Consider the following 779-nt stretch of genomic DNA (forward strand, 5'->3'; position numbering starts at 1 on the left):
GTCATACGGCTCATTGAAATAGAAGGACAGGCGATTTTAGAGATGCAGGCACCGGGCATACTGCCCTTCACGCCACTCATGAAACCGCCCACAGACATGGACTCAGAGCGGTGGGTGCAAGCGTGTATTGATGCGACGCGTGCAACGCCTGTCGATCAGCAAACACAGGCCGATTTACTTTACGCAATTTCCGTTTTTGGAAGTATAGTGTATGACCCTCAACTTTTCAAACAACGTATACCGGAGGAACTCATGCGAGAATCTAAGTTTTACCAACTCATGCTGAGAGAGACTACTATCGAACACATCATCGCGCTGCTTGAACAGCAGTTTCACACGGAGACGGTGCGCGCCTTAACGCCTATGCTCCAAAACATTGATGATTTGGAACGGCTGAAGGAACTCCTTCTCGCAGTACCCCGTGTGCCCAACATCGAAACCTTCACACAAAAACTGATTGACTGACGCACACCCGAGAGACACATGCAAGAATCTTTACCAACATCTACGCGAGAGAATCACCAAAGAAACGACTATCAAACACATCTCGGTGGTTCTTAAAACGAAGTTCTCGACAGAACTTGTGGATGCCTTAAGGCCTGCCCTTGAAAATATAGACGATCTGGAACGACTCGAGGATCTGTATATCCAATCAATTCACGCACGTAGCCTCCAAGCCTTCGCACAAAAACTGATTCAATAGACGTATGCCCACTTACCGAAAAAAACTCATCGAGGTCAACATCCCCCTCCAAGCCATTAACATAGAGTCCGCAAAA

2 protein-coding genes are annotated in these 779 nt (G+C 47.5%); both read left to right on the forward strand.

The window, feature by feature from the left end:
- Nucleotides 1-465: hypothetical protein (locus J4G07_22595; protein MCE2416773.1), on the forward strand; the 465-nt coding region annotated here is incomplete at its 5' end.
- Nucleotides 458-703, forward strand: coding sequence for a hypothetical protein (locus J4G07_22600; protein ID MCE2416774.1), 246 nt, complete (start codon nucleotides 458-460; stop codon nucleotides 701-703). The genes J4G07_22595 and J4G07_22600, both read left to right, overlap by 8 nt.
- The last annotated feature ends 76 nt before the right edge of the window (nucleotides 704-779 follow it).

The organism is Candidatus Poribacteria bacterium (assembly GCA_021295715.1).
Classification (GTDB): Bacteria; Poribacteria; WGA-4E; order WGA-4E; family WGA-3G; genus WGA-3G.